10 protein-coding genes are annotated in these 17,407 nt (G+C 46.2%); 5 read left to right on the forward strand and 5 right to left on the reverse strand.

Features of this window, described 5'->3' with window-relative positions:
• Positions 1-64: 64 nt before the first annotated feature.
• Positions 65-4,285 (reverse strand): malto-oligosyltrehalose synthase, encoded by a 4,221-nt coding sequence (gene treY, locus LZG73_RS12375; protein WP_233849627.1) that lies wholly within the window; start codon positions 4,283-4,285, stop codon positions 65-67.
• 77 nt (positions 4,286-4,362) lie between these two features.
• Positions 4,363-4,740: a two-component system response regulator gene (locus LZG73_RS12380; protein ID WP_233849629.1), complete on the reverse strand. Its 378-nt coding sequence runs from the start codon at positions 4,738-4,740 to the stop codon at positions 4,363-4,365.
• Between the two features lie 305 nt (positions 4,741-5,045).
• On the opposite strand from LZG73_RS12380, the gene LZG73_RS12385 reads away from it, so the two are divergent.
• The 5 genes from LZG73_RS12385 (at position 5,046) to LZG73_RS12405 (ending at position 14,107) form a co-directional block, all read left to right on the forward strand.
• The gene (locus LZG73_RS12385) at positions 5,046-7,004 is read left to right on the forward strand and encodes an alpha-1,4-glucan--maltose-1-phosphate maltosyltransferase (RefSeq protein ID WP_233849631.1); all 1,959 of its coding nucleotides are present in this window, start codon (positions 5,046-5,048) and stop codon (positions 7,002-7,004) included.
• A gap of 7 nt (positions 7,005-7,011) precedes the next feature.
• The gene (gene treS, locus LZG73_RS12390) at positions 7,012-10,350 is read left to right on the forward strand and encodes a maltose alpha-D-glucosyltransferase (protein ID WP_233849646.1); all 3,339 of its coding nucleotides are present in this window, start codon (positions 7,012-7,014) and stop codon (positions 10,348-10,350) included.
• Between the two features lie 10 nt (positions 10,351-10,360).
• On the forward strand, positions 10,361-12,292 hold the full coding sequence (glgB, locus tag LZG73_RS12395) for a 1,4-alpha-glucan branching protein GlgB (RefSeq protein WP_233849648.1): 1,932 nt from the start codon (positions 10,361-10,363) through the stop codon (positions 12,290-12,292).
• A gap of 33 nt (positions 12,293-12,325) precedes the next feature.
• Entirely contained in the window at positions 12,326-13,123 is a 798-nt protein-coding gene (locus LZG73_RS12400; RefSeq protein ID WP_233849650.1) for an SDR family oxidoreductase, read from the forward strand.
• Positions 13,124-13,312: 189 nt separating this feature from the next.
• Positions 13,313-14,107, forward strand: a complete 795-nt coding sequence (locus tag LZG73_RS12405; protein ID WP_233849652.1) for a LytTR family DNA-binding domain-containing protein — start codon at positions 13,313-13,315, stop codon at positions 14,105-14,107.
• On the opposite strand, the gene LZG73_RS12410 is transcribed toward LZG73_RS12405, so the two are convergent.
• The 3 genes from LZG73_RS12410 to LZG73_RS12420 are packed head-to-tail and all read right to left on the reverse strand — an operon-like array spanning position 14,097 to position 17,366.
• Complete coding sequence (locus LZG73_RS12410) at positions 14,097-14,483, reverse strand: DUF3037 domain-containing protein (protein WP_233849942.1); 387 nt, start codon at positions 14,481-14,483, stop codon at positions 14,097-14,099. The genes LZG73_RS12405 and LZG73_RS12410 overlap by 11 nt on opposite strands.
• Positions 14,461-15,258, reverse strand: a complete 798-nt coding sequence (locus tag LZG73_RS12415) for a HipA family kinase (RefSeq protein ID WP_233849654.1) — start codon at positions 15,256-15,258, stop codon at positions 14,461-14,463. Before LZG73_RS12415 ends, LZG73_RS12410 begins: the two co-directional genes overlap by 23 nt.
• Positions 15,259-15,299: 41 nt before the next feature.
• A complete protein-coding gene (locus tag LZG73_RS12420; protein WP_233849663.1) occupies positions 15,300-17,366 on the reverse strand; it encodes a S8 family serine peptidase in 2,067 nt (688 codons plus the stop codon).
• Between the last annotated feature and the right edge of the window lie 41 nt (positions 17,367-17,407).

The raw sequence follows: 17,407 nt of genomic DNA on the forward strand, positions 1-17,407 counted from the left end.
TGGTTTGGTGACTTTCACAAATATAGCCACATCCCCTATTTCACAATCGTTTATTTGAAAAAGCTTAATCGCGGTTAAACAATGTGGTCAGATCCAATAAAAACTTGGAAGCTTCCGGCGTAATCTGGCCCGGTGTAAGCCGCCACGACCAGTTATTTTCACTGGACCCGGGCTTGTTCATGATCGTGCTTTCATCCAGGTTCAGCACATCCTGCATGGGCAGAATCGCCACTTTCGCGACAGACGAAAGCGTCAGCCTGGCCAATGCCGCTGCCACATTTTCCTCGGTAACTGGGCTTCCCACATATTGCTCAACGCGCGCCTGCGTTTCCGCGTCATCCAGTTGTCTATACCAGCCGCGCGTTGTGTTGTTGTCATGCGTGCCCGTGTAGGCGTAAAAATTTGGCAAAAAGTTGTGCGGAATGTGCTCGGACTGCGGCAGGTTTTCATCAAATGCAAATTGCAGCACCTTCATTCCTGGCAAGCCAAATTTGTCCCTCAGCTTATAAACCGCCGGGCTCATCTCACCCAAATCTTCCGCAATGAATGGCAGTCTTCCCAATGCAGCTTCAATTTTTTCAAAAAACTCGGCATCGGGGCCAAGCTTCCATTCGCCTTTTACGGCCGTCTTCTCACCGCCCGGAACTTCCCAATAATCGGCAAACGCTCGGAAATGGTCTAGCCTGACAACATCAAACAACTCAATGTTTTTCGCGAGGCGCTGAATCCACCAGTCGTAACCGGTTTCTTTCAATGCATCCCAGTTGAAAACGGGCATTCCCCACAATTGTCCATCATCTGAAAAAGCGTCTGGCGGCACACCGGCAATGCCTGTGATCTTGCCTTCTTCATCTACCTGGAAAAATTCAGGATTTGACCAAACATCTGCCGAATCATAACTAACATAGAAAGGAATGTCACCGAGCAAGCTGATATTGAGGTCATTACAATAAGCTTTTAGTTCTTTCCATTGCTTATCAAAAACAAATTGCTCCCATTTAATGCGCTGCAAATTTTCGTGCTCATCTTTTTCCAATGCTGCAAGTGCATCCGCATCACGCTTGCGGAATTGTTCCGGCCATGTGTACCAAGGTTCACCCTCATGTTTTTGTTTCAGAAACATATACAACGCAAAGTCATTCAGCCACTCCGCATTGTTTTCACAGAATATCTGAAATTCCGCCAGGCTGCTTGAATGGTCATCGGCAATGAATTTGGCAAAAGCTTTTTCTAAAAGCTTGCTTTTCAGCGCACCGGCTTGTTCATAATTCGTCTTTCCATCTTGCGGCAAGTGATTTTCAGCCAATTGATCCGTTTCTAAAAATCCTGCATCCGCCAGTGCTTCCGGACTGATCAGCAGCGGATTCCCCGCCCGGCTCGACAGCGCGCTATAAGGCGAGTTTGCCTGCGCGGCTTCAATGGGGTTCAATGGCAGCAATTGCCAGATCTTTTGGCCGCTCTTAGCCAGAAAATCAGCGAATGCAAATGCCTCGGGCCCCATATCGCCTATCCCGAAAGGAGAAGCAAGCGACGTGATATGCATCAGCACGCCCGCTTTTCTCTCATTATCAGGCTTTGAACCTTTTAAAATCGAAAAAGGCAGGCTTTTGAATATTTCGGAAGGCGTGATTTTACCCTCAAAATTTATTTCCGAAGTCGTAAACAAATCTGTCCAGCCAGGGTCCATGTTGTCTGGAAGCACAATGGAAGTGTCTTTCCAGTCCAGCTCGAAAAACGATTTGCCTTGTTCTTTGCAAAGGTTAGCTGCGTGCAATGGCACGGCTGTCACGATGAATTCGCGTTTTTGTCTTCTCGCAAACGCGAGCACATTGTCTTTGTAAGCCCCGCGGATTTTAAGCGGAATGTATTCTCCTTTCGTAAATAATAAAGGATACGATTTGCGGAGTTGATAAAGCGCGTGTGTCAGCCAAAGCTTGATTTGACCACCATTGCGTGTTTCCCAGAGCTTTTCAAACAAGCGTTCCGATTCATAATCTTCCAGTTCTTTGAGCGCATTTTCCCTTTGCTCATAATCAAACGGCCTGCGGTTATCGGGATCAACCAAGCTCAAATCCCAAAATTCGGTTCCCTGATAAACGTCCGGAATGCCGGGGCAGGTGAATTTCAAAAGCACTTGCGACAGCGAATTGATAATCCCAAAATCCGTTATCGTTAGCAGATATTCCTGAAAATCGTTGAAGAAGGCATTATTTGGATCGAGCAGTTTTTTGGCAAAATCCATCACACTTTGCTCATAGACTTCATTGGGTTCTGCCCAGGTTGTGTCTGTCTTGGCCTCGCGAAGCGCTTTTTCCAGATAATCTTGAAGCCGCTCAGCGAAACTGGCGGCATCTTCACCCGGCATTGGATATGCGCCAATCAATGTCTGATAAATCAAATATTCATCATTAGGAGTTGGACCGTCTTCACTTCGGAGATCCGCATTCATTGTTTGCCACTGTGTCACTTTTTGAATCCACTCGCTGGAAAGGTCGGTGAGCACATTGAGCCTGGCACGCACGTCCTCGCCGCGCTTCGTATCGTGTGTGGAAGTTGTGTTTAGCGAGAAAGGCCATTCTTTTTGCCGAAGCCGCATCCGGTGATGGAAATCCTTTGCAGTCATCCCAAACCGATCCGGAAAATCGCCAACATCATTGTGACCGACGAAACGGTTATATGTATACATCAATGTGTCCTCACCTCCCTTGGCCATAATCGGACCTGAAAATTGCATCCAACGCTGGTAAAATTCCAATGCTTTGGCATCGTAAGCTTCGTCACCCTGTCCGGGCTGAATTAAGATCGCATTTTCTAGCAAGTCAACGGCTGCACTGAGTGTTTCATGATGCGCACGCACATCCTCAAAAATCTCCTTAACCAGCTGAATTTCGGTCTCAGAAAGCGGCATAGCATTGCCATAATAGCGATAAACAGGACAATGGATCAAAAATTCACCGATTGCAGTCTTCACATTTTCCTTGCCAATCGTTTCGATTTGTTCGGGAGAAATGAGCTGTAACTCCACGAAAAGCTGATATAAATTTTCAAGCTCCCCTCCCATATGGTTGTTTAGAATGCCAGCTTTTTTCTCTAAAAGCTGGTCCTGGATCGGTGCGTCGTTGTCTGTTATGCCATGATAATAGTTTGAAAATGTTTCCTCAGCAGCAGCATTTGTCAAAACATTATTGACAGCGGACAAAAACTCGTAACCCGTCGTGCCCTCAATTGGCCATTGCACGGGCATATTTTCGTCTTTTTCAAGGACCTTTTCAACAACCAGATAAGATTCCGATCCCGCCAGCTCGCGCAGTTTGGTCATATAAGCGGCTGGATCAAAAAGTCCGTCAATGTGGTCAACCCGCAAACCTTGAAAGATGCCATCGTCAACCAGCCTTTTAATTAACCGGTGATAATGTTCAAAAACCGCGTCATCCTGCATATTAAGGCAAATGAGGCCATTAACCGTAAAGAATCTGCGGAAGTTGATTTGGGAATCCGTCTTTTGCCAAAAACATAGAATATATTCCTGCCCTTTTGCCAAATCGGTGATCGCTTGCGGATCGCTGTTCACCTTTTCTATCAGGCTTTCGACCCAATTTTTAATGACGTCGTTTTTCATCAGCGAGGCCATCTGCAACACGAGCTCATTCCATCTTTGCGAGAAAACTTTTGCATCCTCTGCCTCATGAATTTCACTCAACTGCTTCACGATCTGCTGCACAGATTCGGGCGCCTTCTCGACATCAGAACCCAGAATGTTCATGTAAGACCTGATATTGACAGGGAAAGCCGCTCCTTCGTAAACGAGCATCAGCCGATCGCCCGTGTATTCCAGCTTTAATTGCTGATTAGCAATCACTTCTTCCAATTCTGCGCCTAAAAAAGGCACCATTAATTTGCCCTGAAAAAGCTTGGTATTCCAGGCAATGTCGAAATAAGAAGCATATTGAGACTGCTGCCCTTTTTCCAAAACATCCATCAACCAACCATTGTCAGAATGGAATGCCATGTGATTGGGAACAATGTCCTGCAACCAGCCAATATTGTGTTTTTTCAAAGTCTCACTCAGACTTCTTAGCTGCTCCTCAGAGCCGATTTCAGGATTAATAATTTCAGGGCTAATGCCGTCATAACCGTGCGTGCTGCCCGGTGAAGCAGCTAAAATCGGGGATGCATAAATGGTGCTGACGCCCAGTTTTTGCAGGTAAGGAATTCTTTTTTCGAAGTCCTTGAAAGAAAAGTCTTTATGAAATTGTATTCGGTAAGTAGCGATTGGATTGTTCATAATGTAGCACAAATGGTATGTTTTGTGTGCACTTTAAATATTGTGCCACTGATCCAACCATTCAGGCCAATCAAAACCTAATGCCCCAAAAGCGCCCTCAAAACAGGAATTTCGAGTGGTTTGGAAAGCAGTTCGATCACATTGGGATTTGATTTTACCTGCTCAATGTCTTCAATGTCCACGGTGGAGGAGATCATAAAAAGCCTGATTCGCTTGCGCAGGCTGTCAGGCAGCTCGGCATATCGGTCCGCAAATTCAAAACCATTGATGCCCGGCATTTGAATGTCGAGCAGCATAACCGTCTCAGGAAGGGTGTTGACGCGCTTTCGCAGAAATTCGATGGCAGTTTGTGCAGAATTAAACGCAGTGACCGTTCGCGCGAGGCCACTTTTCAGGAGGAGCTTTTCCTGTGTGAAAAGATCGAATGTGCTGTCATCAATTATAATGAACTCCATCGGATTGCCGGGGTGAATCTTCGTAAAATAACGCAATAGACTAAAAGCAATTTGATGTAACAATTTCAACTTTTTATTTCACTATTTGAAAATGTATCCAAAAGTATACCAACGTCATGCATTCTTGGAGGGCAAATACTTTTTTGTATAGGTTGAAATTTACGTTATTGGCGAGATCAAAACAAACCGGTTAATCGGTAAAAGCGAACAATCACCAGAGATTTTGCTTTACAATCCATAGCCTGCAGGCATGGTTTTGATTGCTTATGTTGCCGTTCATCAGTTGAAATTTAAAAATCAGATCGATGCAAATTCAGGAAGGCAGAAATCGGGTCGTGATTTCTAATGTTACACCGCAAATTGAAGGCGGTAAGTTTCCTGCAAGGAGAGCGATCGGCGAAAGCGTCGTCTTCACAGCAGATATTTTCGGCGACGGCCACGACGTGGTTGCCGCCAGTGTGATTTACAAGCATGCGTCCGATTCGGAATGGGAAGAAATCCCCATGCAATATGTGATCAATGATCAATGGGAGGCATCATGGAAGCCTTCGAAAATCGGCGTTTATCAATATCGGTTCACGGGCTGGATTGATCATTTTACAACTTGGAAAAAGGGATTGGTCAAAAAATTTGACGCCAATCAGGACATTTCAGTCGAGATCCGGATCGGAGCCGAGCTTTTATTGGAAGCCGCGCCGCTTGCAGGTGAAACAGAGCAGGCTGCATTCACCAAATGGATTAACTCGTTTCAGTCGGCAAATGATCCGGAAGCGGCAGTGAGTTTGGCTGTGAGCGATGAACTGGCCAATGCCATGGATAAAATACGCTTTACAGATCGCATCACGGTTTTTGAACAGACATTTACGCTGGAAATTGAGAGAAAAAAAGCAGGGTTTAGCGCCTGGTATGAGCTCTTTCCCCGGTCTGCATCTTCATTGCCCGACACCCATGGAACATTCAAGGACGTGACGCAATTGCTTGCGATGGTTTCGAAAATGGGTTTTGACACATTGTATTTCCCACCGGTTCACCCGATTGGTGAAATGAAAAGAAAAGGGAAAAATAACACCCTTACGCCATCAGAAACCGATCCCGGTTCTCCATGGGCCATCGGAAACAGGCTTGGCGGACACAAGGCCTTACACCCGGAACTGGGCACGCTTGAAGATTTCCGCGAACTGGTCGACGAGGCGAAAAAGCTGGACATTGAAATTGCGATGGACATTGCTTATCAATGTGCTCCCGATCACCCTTATGTGAAAGAACATCCCCAATGGTTTAAATGGCGGCCCGACGGAACGGTTCAATATGCTGAAAACCCGCCGAAACGTTATGAAGATATTTTGCCTTTCGATTTTGAAACACAGGATTGGCAAAACCTCTGGAACGAACTCAGGAGCGTCATTGATTTTTGGATTGAACAAGGCATAAGTGTTTTCAGAATTGATAATCCGCATACGAAGGCATTTGCATTTTGGGAATGGATGATCGGCGAGGTGAGAAAAACCAATCCGGAAGTCATTTTCCTTGCCGAAGCATTCACACGCCCGAGGGTGATGGAACGGCTTGCGAAAATCGGTTTCAATCAATCCTACACGTATTTCACATGGCGGAACACCAAATGGGAAATTGAGAAATATATGAACGAGCTGACCAAAACAGATCAGCAATACTATTTTCGACCGAACTTTTGGCCCAACACGCCCGACATTCTTCCGCACCATCTTGCTGAGGGAGGCGAAAATGCGCATATTATGCGCTTCATTCTTGCCGCGACGCTATCTTCCAACTATGGCCTTTACGGTCCTGTTTATGAATATGGCGTTGCTATTCCACATCCAGGCAAAGAGGAATACACGGATAATGAGAAATACGAAATCAAGCATTGGGATTGGAAGCGTTACAGCCGCACAAGGGAAATCATAACCCGCGTTAACCGCATTCGTCGCAATAATCCGGCACTACAATCGACCTGGAACATTGATTTCACGGACACCAACAACGAGATGGTCATTTGCTATGTGAAGGAGGATGAGGCCACTAAAAATGCGCTCATTATCTCCGTCAACCTGGACGTGTTTAACACACAGGGTGCACATATCAAGGTTCCGATTCATCGGTTTGGCATTGCTCCGGATCAAACTTATTTGGTGCGCGACATGCTGAGCGGCGAACAATATTACTGGCAGGGAGAATACAATTTCATTCAGCTCAACCCTTATGAAATGCCGGCGCATATATTAACCATAGAACCTATTCATTGAACTAAGCATGGAATATAAAAAGGGAATACTCGAAAAAAACTTGCATTGGTATAAAGATGCGATTATCTACGAGCTTCATATTAAGGCCTTTAAAGACGGAAATGGGGATGGAATTGGCGATTTCCAGGGCTTAATGCAGCAACTGGATTATTTGCAGGACTTAGGCGTAACGGCCATCTGGCTGCTGCCTTTTTACCCGTCGCCGCTTCGTGATGATGGTTATGATATTGCTGATTACTACAGTATTAACCCTTCATATGGCGACATTGAAGAGTTTAAATCATTTCTGCAAGAAGCGCACAAACGCGGCTTGAAAGTCATTACCGAGCTTGTTATCAACCACACATCGGATCAGCATCCATGGTTTCAGCGGGCACGAAAAGCGCCCAAGGGATCACCGGAAAGGGATTACTATGTATGGACCGATGATCCGAAGCAATTCAAGGATGCACGGATTATTTTCCAGGATTATGAAAAATCAAACTGGACCTGGGACAGCGAAGCCGATCAATATTATTGGCATCGGTTTTTCCATCACCAGCCTGACTTGAATTACGACAGTGAGCTTGTGCAGGAAGAAATTTTTAAAATCCTGGGATTCTGGTGTGAAATGGGTGTCGATGGTTTCCGTTTGGATGCCGTTCCTTACTTGTTTGAACGCGACGGCACAAACTGCGAAAACCTGCCGGAAACGCATGAGTATCTTAAAAAGCTGCGCAAATTCATCGATGACCATTATCCAGGCACATTGCTGCTTGCCGAAGCGAATATGTGGCCAGAGGATTCGGCCGCTTACTTTGGCGACGGCGACGAATGTCAGATGAATTACCATTTCCCGATCATGCCGCGGATGTTTATGTCGCTTCAAATGGAGGACCGCTATCCAATCACGGACATTTTTGATCAAACTCCCGAAATCCCTGAAAGTTGCCAGTGGGGGATTTTCCTGAGAAACCATGATGAGCTTACACTTGAAATGGTGACAGATGAGGAGCGTGATTACATGTATAAAGCTTATGTAAAAGACCCGAAAGCGCGCATTAACCTTGGAATCAGGCATAGACTGGCTCCGTTGATGGAGAATAATCGCAAGAAAATCGAGCTGCTTAACTCGCTGCTTTTCACATTCCCGGGAACGCCTATTATTTATTATGGTGACGAAATCGGGATGGGTGATAATTTCTATTTGGGCGACCGCGATGGCGTTCGTACGCCTATGCAATGGAACCCGGATCGGAATGCAGGATTTTCGCAAACCAACCCGCAGCGGTTGTATTTGCCTGTGATCCTTGACCCGCAGTATCATTATGAGGCTGTCAATGTGGAATTGCAGGAGCGCAACTCTTCTTCATTGCTATGGTGGATGAAAAGGGCCATTGCCACGCGTAAAAAATATGAAGCGTTCAGCCGCGGCGACATCAAATTCCTGAATTCGGAAAACTCCAAAGTGCTAGCATTTACGCGGACATTCAAAGACGAAACAATGCTGGTCATTGCGAATCTTTCGCGCTTCCCGCAGCCTGTGGAGTTGGATCTTGATCAATTTAAAGGTTATCAGCCAGTTGAGATTTATAGTAAAAATAAATTCCCGTCGGTTAAGGATGCGACGCCTTACTTTTTCACATTGGAAGCCTATGCGTGCCAAAGTTTTGTAATGCAAAAAACGCATCCGGAAATCGATACGAACGAGGAGCTGCCGTTACTGGAACTGGCCGATTGGAAAGATTTGCTTGACCCACGCGTTCTGGAAAATCTTGAAAACAATTTCCTGCCAAAATATTTGATGAAAATGCGGTGGTTTGGCGGCAAGGGCAAGGGATTGGACAGCATTAAAATCACGTCGCACGCAACCATTCCGATGGGCGCAAATCCGCCCGCTTACATTCTGCTTTTGGAGGCATCTTATCAGGACGATCTTCCTGAAATGTATCAGCTTCCGGTTGCATTTGGGAAAGAAATTTTCTCTAACCGTGTGAAAGAAGACTGTCCGCAGGCTGTGATCGGCCGCATTAAAGTGGACGGAGAAGAAGAAGGCGTTTTGTTTGATGCAATTTATGGCTTGGAATTGCAGCAGGCGCTTATCACGAATATGAGTGAAGGTGTGAAACTGCCCGCCAAAAACAGCGAAATTCATTTTACTGGAAACGAAGATCTGGCCAAACACATTCAGGAAACTGATAAGGTTAAGCCAAGAGTGCTTTCGGGCGAGCAAAGCAACACGTCGGTAACTTATGACGGGAAGTATTTCTTCAAACTTTACCGCAAAGTTGACCGCGCTATCAACCCGGATATGGAAATCACGCATTTCCTGACGCATGAAGCCAATTTCAAAAACATTCCTGCATTTGTGGGTGCAGTAGAATGGAAACATAAAAAGGACAGCATGGTGCTGGGCATGATGCAGGAAATGGTTGTGGGTGCCACGGACGCGTGGGCCAATATGCTCGACCGTCTAAATCATTTCAACGAGAATATCCTCTCAACCAGCGAGATTCAGCTGCCGACAGAACTTCGGGGCACATTGATCAATCCGGTTGGATACGAGGACATTCCGGATACGCTGAAAGAACTGCTCGATATTCACGTTGCCGAGCAAGTTGCCCTGCTTGGAGTAAGAACAGCCGAAATGCACATTGCGCTGGCCTCGGGCACGCACTTGCCCGATTTCAAACCCGAAGAATTCTCGCTGCACTATCAGCGCTCAGTTTACTCTTCGTTGCAATCCCTCGTTCGGGTGGCATTCCAAAGTCTGAACAGGAACATGAAAAAGCTTTCACCCGAGACCAAACAGGAAGCGGAGGATGTGCTGCGTATGAAAGAGGAGATCCTGACAGAACTAAAAAAAGTGTATAGCCGCAAGATCGATACGGCAAAAATCCGTATTCACGGCGATTATCACCTGGGGCAGGTTTTATTCACCGGTAAAGACTTCACCATTTTGGATTTCGAAGGCGAACCGGCTCGCAGTTACAGCGAAAGAAGGCTGAAACGTTCTGCGCTTCGCGACGTTGCAGGAATGTTGCGCTCTTTCCATTATGCCGCTTACGGCAGTTTGTATCTCGATAACCAGGTCCGTCCGGAAGACATTAATAAGCTGTTGCCATTTGTTGAACAATGGTATCACTATATGAGTGGATTCTTCATGAAGGCTTACCTGGAAACCGTTCAGGATAGCCCGATCATTCCGCAGAAAAAAGAGGATCTGGAAATTCTCTTGCAGACATTTTTATTACAAAAAGCAATTTACGAACTGAATTACGAGGTGAATAACAGGCCAACATGGGTGATGGTGCCATTAAATGGCATCAAAGCGATCATGAACAGAGCCGAACCCGTAACTGTTTAAAACTTCGACCATGACAGATCAAAGTAGCGACGCATTGCCTATGTTTTCCGGATTTGACATTGACTTGTTCAAATCCGGGACACATTATCATATATACAACAAGCTCGGCGCGCATATCATCGAAAGGGACGGCGTGCGGGGAACGCATTTCGCCGTTTGGGCGCCGAATGCACAGGAAGTTTCTGTTGTTGGTAATTTCAATGGCTGGAACCGGCAATCGCATCCCTTAACCAGCCGTTCGGATTATTCAGGCATATGGGAAGGTTTTATTCCAAACATTGGTAAAGGTGAATATTACAAATATTTTCTGCGCAGCAACAACGGCTATGAAGTGGAAAAAGGCGATCCGTATGCAACGCATTGGGAAACGCCTCCACACACCGCAACGGTTGTCTGGGACCTGGACTATCAATGGAATGATAGCGCATGGCTGGAAAAACGCAAGGCGCAGCATGCATTGACGAAGCCGATTTCGGTTTATGAAATGCACATTGGTTCCTGGCGGCGCGCGCATGAAGAAGAAGGGCGCTTCTTAACATATCGCGAGTTAGCAGCGGAGTTGCCAGAATATTTGAATTACATGAATTTCACGCACGTGGAGTTTATGCCGGTCATGGAGCATCCGTTTTACGGCTCATGGGGTTATCAGCTGACGGGTTATTTTGCGCCGTCAAGCCGGTTTGGAACGCCTCAAGATTTTATGTTTTTGATCGACGCATTGCACAATGCTGGCATTGGCGTTATTCTGGATTGGGTCCCATCTCACTTCCCGACTGATGAACATGGCCTGGGATATTTCGACGGAACGCATTTATATGAGCACGCGGACCCAAAGAAGGGTTTTCACCCGGATTGGAAAAGCTTCATATTCAATTATGGCAGGAATGAGGTAAAAGCATTTCTGATCTCTAATGCTATTTATTGGCTAGACAAATTTCACATTGATGCCTTGCGTGTGGATGCGGTCGCTTCCATGTTATATCTCGATTATTCGAGAAATGAGGGAGAGTGGATTCCTAATCAATATGGCGGTCGCGAAAATCTGGAAGCGCTTGATTTTATCAGGGAGTTCAACAATGCTGTTCATACCAACTTTCCGGATGTGTTCACCGTCGCAGAAGAGTCAACTTCCTGGCCAGGTGTTACCAATTCAACAAGCAATGGCGGCTTGGGTTTTGACATGAAATGGATGATGGGCTGGATGCACGACACAATCTCCTATTTTCAGAATGATCCAGTTCACCGCACACATCATCAGGGACAGCTTGCTTTTAGTTTGCACTATGCATTTTCAGAGAAATTTACCCTGCCGCTTTCGCATGATGAAGTGGTTTATGGTAAAAATTCAATGATTGATAAAATGCCGGGCGATCCCTGGCAACAGTTTGCTAACCTGCGGCTTTTGTATGGTTACATGTATGGGCACCCGGGCGCTAAGCTGCTCTTCATGGGTTCTGAATTTGCACAAAGGCATGAATGGCGTCACGATTTTAGTTTGGATTGGGATGAAAACCTCAATCCGGCACACACGGGAATCCAAAAGCTGCTTAAAGACCTGAATGCGCTTTATCAATCCGAACCGGCACTTTATGAGAACAATTTTTCTCCAGAAGGCTTTGAATGGATCGACAACCAGGATGGTGTTAATAGCGTAATGAGCTGGGTTCGCAAAGGGAAAAACGAGCAGGACGACCTGATTTTTGTTGGCAACTTTACGCCTGTCGTGAGAAACAATTATAGAATAGGCGTTTCCAAACCAGGGTTTTACCAGGAAATATTTAATTCGGATGACTTGAAATACGGTGGTTCGAATCTTGTGAAATTGGAAGAGCAGGAAAGTTTCCCTATCCCGAAACATAGCAAGGTTCATTCGCTTCCATTGACATTGCCACCTCTGGCCATTGTGGTGTTGAAATACGTGCGTGCATTTGATTGGCTATAAAAAATTACACTTCATCAACAAACTGAAAAAATTATGACTAACAACGGAAAGTACGCGCTGATAACCGGCGCTACAAGCGGCATAGGCTATGAACTGGCCTTGCTTTTTGCCAAAGATCAGTATAATCTGGTCATCCTATCGCGCGATCAGCAGCAACTGGAAGTGAAAGCGCATGAGTTCAGACAGCATGGCATTGAGGTCGTTACGATTGCCAGAGATTTGTTTAATCGCGAAGAAGCCAAGTCCGTTTACGACGAAGTGACGAGCCAGGGAATTCAAATCGACGTGCTCGTCAATGATGCTGGCCAGGGCGTTTACGGGTTGTTCAAAGACAATGAACTGGATCGCGAACTGGACATTATCGAGCTGAATGTCTCGGCAGTTGTCATTCTTACCAAACATTTTTTGAAAGATATGGTTAGCAGGAATTCGGGTAAAATCTTGAACCTGGCATCCATAGCAAGCAAAACGCCGGGTCCTTGGCAAGCGGTTTATCATGGCACCAAGGCCTTTATTCTCTCCTTTTCCGAAGCACTGCGCGAAGAACTGAAAGAAACTGAAATCACTGTAACAGCTTTATTACCAGGCGTTACGGACACAGATTTCTTCAACAAAGCCGACATGAATGACAGTAGTGCTGTGCAGGATGAAGATTCGAAAGCTGATCCTGCCGGCGTTGCCAAAGACGGTTATGACGCATTGATGTCGGGGAAAGATAAAGTGATCTCTGGCTTGAAAAATAAGCTGCAAATGGGACTAACGAATGTTTTGCCCGACACCGTTGTTGCGCACAACATGAACGAAATGCAGAAGCCAGTCGACGCAAAATAACAAATCTTAAGAAGGTTATAGAGCCATATCATCGCAACGATGATATGGCTTTTTTGTGTTTAACCTTAAAATAATTGTCGCCAGCCTTTAAATATTTCAATGCGCACATTCTGCTTTTTATCGATTAATTATACTTCATGAAATCAAAGTAAACCCAACTCAGACGTTCAACCACTACATCCACAATTTATGATAAATGCTTTAATCATTGATGACGAGCCAAAAGCGCGCAATGTGCTCCACCACTATCTGGTTAATTTAATGCAGGAAGAAATCGATATCCGGCACGCAGACTCAGTTGACGACGCGCTGGCTCTGATTGAGATTTTCAAAGCCGACATTGTTTTTCTGGATGTTGAAATGCCTTATCGAAATGGTTTTGAATTTTTGATTGAAAGAACAAATCCTGAATACGATATCATTTTCACGACGGCTTATAATCAATATGCCATTCAGGCCATCCGTTTCAGCGCACTCGATTATTTGCTGAAACCCGTGGACCCCGACGAATTGGCCGCTGCGATTCAACGTCATTTGGACAAAGCTGTGGACAAGGTTAAAGAAAAGTTGAAAGAGCGGAAGGGAAAAGAGCCGAAGCATCAGCTTTACGACAATTTGATACAAAATGTTCAGAAAAAGGACATTAAGGATTTTAGGCTCGCCGTTCCTTCCAGTGAAGGCGTGTTTTTTTTCACATTGGACGAGATCATGCGTTTGGAGGCAGACAAGAATTACACTTCGATTCATCTTGTAGGAAAAAGGCCGTTCGTTTCCAGCAAAACCTTGAAGCATTATGATGACATGCTTGGGGAATTCAATTTTATCCGCACACACAAATCCCATCTGGTTAACTCGGTCTTTATCAAGCAAGTCACACACAATAATCAATATGTGCTGCTTTCAGACGGGACACAGGTGGAAGTTTCCAGGCGAAAAAGAGAAGAAGTGCAACAGCAGCTGAATCTTCGCAAGGCTATTGTTTGACGAGCTGTTCAAACAATTTATCCAAAGTTTGTTTCGGGTCCAGGCAAAGTCCCGGATGCACTTTGGACGCCTGCACAATGGTGCTACGCGTGGCAGTAAGCCAGCGAAAACGTGAGGCGGCAGGCAATCCAGCAATTGTGCCGCCTTCTTTTTTGCCTTCGCAAATATGTTTGAGAGCCTGCAAATAAGCTGCAACTTCATCCAAGTCGAGGTCGGGAGACAGCGCCCGCAGACGCGATGCATTTAACTCAAAAACAACTTCAAGAAAGCGTTTGGAGGTGCAAAATACAATGATGCCGACATTGACAAACTCTTCACGCTCCACCCTGGGTACGACGCGGATTACGGCGTACTCAAATAAGTGCTGCTCTTGCATCATTGGCTCCTTTTACAAAAACATTCGACACGGAAAGCCGCGACGATAAAAATTCCACATAAGCCTGCCGGTGCTCATCTGCTGAATTAAATGGCGCATCGCGCAACAGCCAGTCATCCGGGATTAACGACACAATGCCTTGGATCTGATCAATGTTTAAAATCGCTTTAAATTCGTTGTCAATCGCTTCAATTTGAGAAGCATAGCGAAGCAACACATGGTCTTTTACCTGTGCAAATGGCCTTTTAGCCTGCTCTTTCCAGTTATCCCATGAATGATGAAAATACAACGCAGCGCCATGATCGATCAGCCACAACTCTTTGTGCCACATGAGCATATTGGTGTTCCGGGCTGTGCGATCCACATTGGTGATCAGGCTGTCCAGCCACACAATTGAAGAGGCCAGCTTTGCATCAACTGTCGTTACAACCGGATCAAATGTAATAGCCCCGGATAAATAATGAACAGCCAGATTCAGCCCTGTGCTTGCCCTGAGCAGATCCTGAATTTCTTCATCCGGTTCTGTGCGGCCAAATGCTTCGTCAAGGTTAGCAAACACAATCTCAGGCATTTTAAAGCCAAGCAGTCGGGCGATTTCTCCCCCGATCAGCTCGGCAATAAGCGCCTTTGTCCCCTGCCCTGCCCCGCGAAATTTCAGCACATACAGAAAGTCGTCGTCCGCTTCTGCGATGGCCGGAAGTGAGCCACCCTCACGCAAAGGAGTGACATATCGGGTAACATCTACGGTTCTAAGGTGCGGCTTTTGACCTGTCATTGCATTACTTTCTGATTGGAGGCCGTCAATATAGGGATTTTTCAGAAAACAACTTCCATCCCGGTTTTGGCCTGCGAACCCGTGTATGCAACCCTGTGAACCTGATTTCCAGCCACATCTTTGAGGATAATGGTGCCCCCGGAGTTGGCAAGAATTATTTTATTTGTTTTCAGATCAATGCTCATACTGGACGCTGGCGGAATTGAGCCGCTCAAAATCTGCGTTCTGTTATGCTTATCCACTAGCGCCCAGCCGTCGATAGAAACCGGCACATGGCTTTGATTTTCCAGGGTCACTTTTTCCTGTTCCTCATCCTTACCAGCCGGATTTACAATCGCCGAGCGAATTTTGACGGAAGCCATACTTCCGCCACCACCGCCCAGTCTTATCTCCAAAGCGCGCTTAACCGCCTCGAATGCATCCACGCGGCCAAAGCCAAACCATGGGCTCCAAGATCCATCCGCATGTCCATTGTTTTGGAAGTCGGAGGAAAAAACGGGCGAAACGTCCCACGAAGTGTCGTTATCAAAATTGGCAGGCGGCGTTTTAGGATAAGGCGTTTCGTTCAAGTCTTTCGAAGCGGTTTTTTGCAGCACAGAAATCACTTCGAGCGCTGTGAGATCAGGATTTGCCGAAATTACCAATCCTGCAATGCCGGCCGTCAGCGGCGTGGCGCTCGATGTGCCGCCAAAGTCTTCAGTGATCGCCGTAATGTTGTCGCCAGTTGTGGTAACGATGCCTTTGCCCTCAACCGCTAATCTGTAATAAGTGTGAACATTGTTTGTTGGAGCAGTTAGCGATATGCCGGGGCCGTAGTTTGAGTAATGGCTTCGTTGAGCCGTGCTTGCAAGGGCTGCAATGTGCATCACTCCCGGAACGTCAACCAGGTTATGCGTAAAAACTTTACTCTTCTGCACGCCTACCCAAACCAGCGAATTGCCTTGCATCCGAACGCCGTGATCAAATGGAATGTCTTGCGCGCTTGCATATTGAATGGGACAATTTTCATTGCCGGAAGCCCATAAGAACACAATTCCCTTTCCGCGCCGACCTCCTGTCAACGCCAGCGATTTGATCCGGTTAACAACCTGCTGGCTGAACGTCATCTCCGGCGAACTTCCCCAAGAATTGGAAAAAACATCCACTTTGTCCGCAATGTATTGCAGCGTAAGCATCATTTTGTTGTCATCAATATAAAGTCCGCCACCGTCCGAAGATTCCCATTTAATGGGCAAAAGTCTGCATGCCGGTGCGGCGCCGACCGTGAGCGTGCCATCCACTTCACCTGCGATCACACCCGCGCAGGAAGTGCCGTGGTTATTTCCGGAAGCATACATTCCGGCAGGGTCAGCGCCAATATCGGTTTGTTTGATCAATGCATCTTTGACAAAATAACCCCATCCTGCAAACTTGCCCATGGAATCAAAATCGTCATGATCCAGCTTGCAGCCATCATCGGATAATCCGATAACCACGTCCGCACTGCCGAAATTATCCAGAAGCTGCCACGCTTCCTCGCATCGGCTCGAACTGCGCGAATCAAAGTCCTCGGCGGCTGGCGTGTGTTTGTGCAAATGCCATTGCAAGTCGTAAGAAGTGTCGACAGGCAATGTTAGATATTTGGTAACACGCTGGATCAGATCATGTTCTGCAATTTGAACGGAATGTTCTTCTTCGTTGATTTTTACAATCATTTTAACAGGATTCATTCCTGACTGATTGGTAAGCTGAAAAAGGAAGTCCACATCGCTGTAACGGTTTTTGATCACGAGCGCATAACGGGCGATGAACGCCGAGAGCGCATCGGCCGTCGGTTTGTCTTTAAATGTCACCATGATGCGGTCGGTGATCAGGAACTCCTGATTCGTATCCTCAACCTCGTAAGCGTGATGCGTAGGCGCAAGCTCGCGGCTTTCCACCATCAATTGGTCCAGTTTGTCTGGCGAAACCGTCGCGCGATATGCGGAAGGAGAAACCTGTTCGATTTTGTCAACTCCCAGGTTCGCAATGCTTTCGGCAGAATTGCGGGCAACGAACTGATTGTCTTTTTTGCAGAGCGCAACTTTTTTTCCGTTGCGGTAAGTGTACAATGGTCCTTGATGAGGCATGATGAAGTTTGTTTGAATGATGAAAGTGATGATTGATAATC

Source organism: Dyadobacter sp. CY326 (genome assembly GCF_021390515.1).
GTDB lineage: Bacteria > Bacteroidota > Bacteroidia > Cytophagales > Spirosomataceae > Dyadobacter.

What these genes read in the sequence shown, in the direction of transcription:
- treS (WP_233849646.1), top strand. Translation starts at nt 7,012, where the DNA reads ATGGAATATAAAAAGGGAATACTCGAAAAAAACTTGCATTGGTATAAA.
- LZG73_RS12410 (WP_233849942.1), bottom strand. Translation starts at nt 14,483, where the DNA reads ATGCAAGAGCAGCACTTATTTGAGTACGCCGTAATCCGCGTCGTACCC.
- LZG73_RS12385 (WP_233849631.1), top strand. Translation starts at nt 5,046, where the DNA reads ATGCAAATTCAGGAAGGCAGAAATCGGGTCGTGATTTCTAATGTTACA.
- LZG73_RS12400 (WP_233849650.1), top strand. Translation starts at nt 12,326, where the DNA reads ATGACTAACAACGGAAAGTACGCGCTGATAACCGGCGCTACAAGCGGC.
- treY (WP_233849627.1), bottom strand. Translation starts at nt 4,285, where the DNA reads ATGAACAATCCAATCGCTACTTACCGAATACAATTTCATAAAGACTTT.
- LZG73_RS12415 (WP_233849654.1), bottom strand. Translation starts at nt 15,258, where the DNA reads ATGACAGGTCAAAAGCCGCACCTTAGAACCGTAGATGTTACCCGATAT.
- LZG73_RS12380 (WP_233849629.1), bottom strand. Translation starts at nt 4,740, where the DNA reads ATGGAGTTCATTATAATTGATGACAGCACATTCGATCTTTTCACACAG.
- LZG73_RS12420 (WP_233849663.1), bottom strand. Translation starts at nt 17,366, where the DNA reads ATGCCTCATCAAGGACCATTGTACACTTACCGCAACGGAAAAAAAGTT.
- glgB (WP_233849648.1), top strand. Translation starts at nt 10,361, where the DNA reads ATGACAGATCAAAGTAGCGACGCATTGCCTATGTTTTCCGGATTTGAC.
- LZG73_RS12405 (WP_233849652.1), top strand. Translation starts at nt 13,313, where the DNA reads ATGATAAATGCTTTAATCATTGATGACGAGCCAAAAGCGCGCAATGTG.